Raw genomic sequence first — 2972 nt, 5'->3', positions numbered from 1 at the left:
GGCCTGCCCCCTTCGAGCTCTCCCTTGGCGAAGCTAAATTCGAGCCTGCTGCTGCCTTGCGCCTGAGTCAGCGGCTGATCCAGGTGGGGATTGCCCTTTCCTCAGAAACGGATTTAAAGCGGTTGCTGGAGCTGATTGTTGCCCAGGCGCGCGAGCTAACCTGCTGCGATGGGGCCAGCCTGTTCCTCCGCGAAGGAGATGAGCTGCGCTTTTTCGTGGTCAAGCGCAACGAGGAGCTGCGGGATCTGCGCCTCCCCCTCAGCCCTTCCAGCATCGTGGGCTATGTAGTGCTTACCGGGGAGAGCTTGAATCTGCCGGACGTTTACCAACTGCCCCCCAATCTGCCCTACGCTTTTAATCCCCAGGTGGATCGGCAGACTGGCTACCGCACCCGCTCCCTGCTCACAGTGCCGCTGCGGGATCCCTCAGGAAACATCCTCGGAGCCTTGCAACTCTTAAACCGCCTCAGGCCGGATCGTCCTGCTGAGCTAGCGCCCAACCAGGTGGCCGAATGGAGTCAGCCGTTTTCTGAGCTGGAAGTCCAGGTGGCCGAAGCCCTAGCTTCCCAGGCAGCTGTTGCTTATCAAAATGTGCGCTTGCGGGAAGAGCTAAAATCGGCTCACCTGGAAACGATTTTTTGTCTAGCTCAGGCCGCTGAGTATCGGGATCAGGACACGGCTTTCCACCTAAAGCGCATGAGCCACTACTCCCGCATCATTGCCCAAGAGTTGGGCCTCTGCAGCCATGAACAGGAGCTGATTTTCTACGCCAGCCCTCTGCACGATGTGGGCAAAATCGGGATCCCGGATGCCATCTTGCACAAGCCAGGTCCCCTCACCCCCGAAGAGCGACAGATCATGAACCGCCACCCTGAGATTGGCTACGAGATCCTCAGCAAGTCCGACTCGGAGCTGATGCAAAAAAGCGCCATCATTGCCCTCACCCACCACGAGAAGTTTGATGGCAGCGGCTACCCGCGGGGCCTCAAGGGCGAAGGGATCCCGCTGGAAGGGCGGATTGTGGCTTTGGCCGACGTGTTCGACGCCTTGGCTAGCCGCCGTCCCTACAAAGCAGCCTGGGATCTAGACGAGATCTTTCGCTTTGTGGAAAGCAACAGCGGCAGCCACTTCGATCCGCAAGTGGTGGCAGCTTTTAAGCGCGGGCGCGGCGAAATCCTGGAGATCTACCACCGCTATCAAGAGGCTCACTAACCCCAGATCCCCTTAGCCCCTGGGTTCAGAACAGGTTCCTCGCCTGCCCACCAATAAAGCACAAATGAAAGAGAAAAAGCATCTCTCCGCACAATCCCGTATAGGCTTGTAGCCAGCAGACAAGATCTCAAGCCAAACTAAGGTTGGCCGGCTCTGTTTGCCACCGGTTCGCTGGAAAGGCGAGCAGAGCTCTGCCTCTGTGCTCCTCTATACATAGCACATTCTTGGCCACTTGTCTCTGCCCAACCCGCGCCGAGGATCCCTGTGATGGCTACCCTGACCAATCCGCCCACTCCCACCCTCTCGATCAACACCAAGCTGCGCGATCTGGCCCTGGTGGACTTTCAGGTGAGCGAGTCCACCCCCTGCGAGAACGTGGTGCGCCGCCTAGAAGATGATCCCAGCCTTTCGGGGGTCATCGTGCTGGATGAGCGGTCGCGGGTGCAGGGGATGTTGACCCGCCGCGCCATTTTGGAGTGGATGCTGAGCAAGCCCTATGGCCTAGACGTGTTTTTGAAGCGGCCCATCAGCTCCTTGGTGGAGTTCCACGGACGGGGCTTTTTGCTGCTCCCCGGCGACTGCGATGTCATCGCGGCGGCCAGCCAGGCCTTCCGGCGGCCCCAGGAGACCATCTACGACCCGGTGGTGGTACAAGTTGGTTCCCAGGACTACCGGCTTTTGGATGTGCCGGTGTTGTTGGTGGCCCAGTCGCAGGTGCATCTGGCCACGCAGCGGAAGCTGCAAGAACAGCAGGAGGAGATGCAACGGATCTTGGCCGAGCTGGAGCAAGAGAAAAACCGCAGCCTTCAGTATGCCCGCGATCTGGAGCGGCAAAAGGCCGAGATCCTCAGCCAGAACATCGCTTTAGATCGGGAGCGGCGTCAGGCCCAGCAGCGCTCCGAAGAACTGGCCCGCCTCAACGCCCGCATCATCGAGATCAGCTCGGTGCTCTCGGAGAAGGGCAAATCCACCTTTGCCGCCACCTTTGCCGGAGTAGAGGCCGTTCGCCGTCTATTTCAGGAAATTGCCGACAGCAACCAGGAGCTCTCCCGCGAGCTCAAAGAAATCAACACCATCGTTGACTTGATCGTAGAGGTGGCGGGCTATATTCGCCTGCTCTCCTTTAATGCGGCTGTGGAGGCCAACCGCAGCGGCGGAGGTGGCGGTTTTGGCGCCATCGCCCAGGAGATTCGCAAATTGGCAGGGCGCACCACCGAAGCCAGCAACCGCATCCGCGGCTTGGCAGAGCGCATCCAACGCCAAAGCCAGTCCACCCTGCAATCAGCCCAGGCCAGCGCCGAGATGGTGCAATCCCTTTACCAGCAGGCCCAGTCGGCCCAGGCGGCTCTGGAGGAGTTGCAAGCCCTCTTGGAGCGGGCCCAGGTTTAGCCTTTTTTGGGAGTGGTCTGGCCCTCGCGGATCTCGTAGGTGTAAAACTGCCCTGCCACTGCCAGAGTTTGGAAGTGGTAGGTGGGCAAAGAGATCCCCAGCGGGCCAAAGTTAAGCAACGACAAATCGGTGCTGTAGAGGCTGAAGAGGATGAAGTTTTGCCGGCGGGTTTGGCGCAGGAACAGCTCTGCCAGCTCCGGTTGCAGCTCTTGTACAAGGGCGTGACATTCCTCAATGAGGGTGGGCAAAAAAGCCGGGATCTGGGCGCAGTATTCCCGTGTAGCATAGGCAGCCAATTGTTCCCCTGCATAGGCCCCGTACGCTTCCGGGGTGGGATTGGTGATGGCCAGAGCAGCCACACCCCCGGCCAGA

3 protein-coding genes are annotated in these 2972 nt (G+C 59.6%); 2 read left to right on the top strand and 1 reads right to left on the bottom strand.

Annotation, left to right across the window (positions count from 1 at the left end; translation table 11 throughout):
• Both NW852_RS06685 and NW852_RS06680 read left to right on the top strand, forming a co-directional pair.
• Positions 1-1211: HD domain-containing phosphohydrolase (locus NW852_RS06685; protein ID WP_414426579.1), on the top strand; the 1211-nt coding region annotated here is incomplete at its 5' end.
• A 267-nt stretch (positions 1212-1478) separates the two neighbouring features.
• On the top strand, positions 1479-2600 hold the full coding sequence (locus NW852_RS06680) for a methyl-accepting chemotaxis protein (RefSeq protein ID WP_414370552.1): 1122 nt from the start codon (positions 1479-1481) through the stop codon (positions 2598-2600).
• Here NW852_RS06680 and NW852_RS06675 read toward each other — a convergent pair.
• Positions 2597-2972, bottom strand: a 376-nt coding sequence (locus NW852_RS06675) for a DUF4359 domain-containing protein (protein WP_414426578.1), incomplete at its 5' end; no start/stop codon positions are given. The two genes, NW852_RS06680 and NW852_RS06675, sit on opposite strands and share 4 nt — an antisense overlap.

Source organism: Synechococcus sp. H60.1 (assembly GCF_047462335.1).
Lineage (GTDB): Bacteria > Cyanobacteriota > Cyanobacteriia > Thermostichales > Thermostichaceae > Thermostichus.
This window is presented reverse-complemented; position numbering and strand designations above follow the sequence as displayed.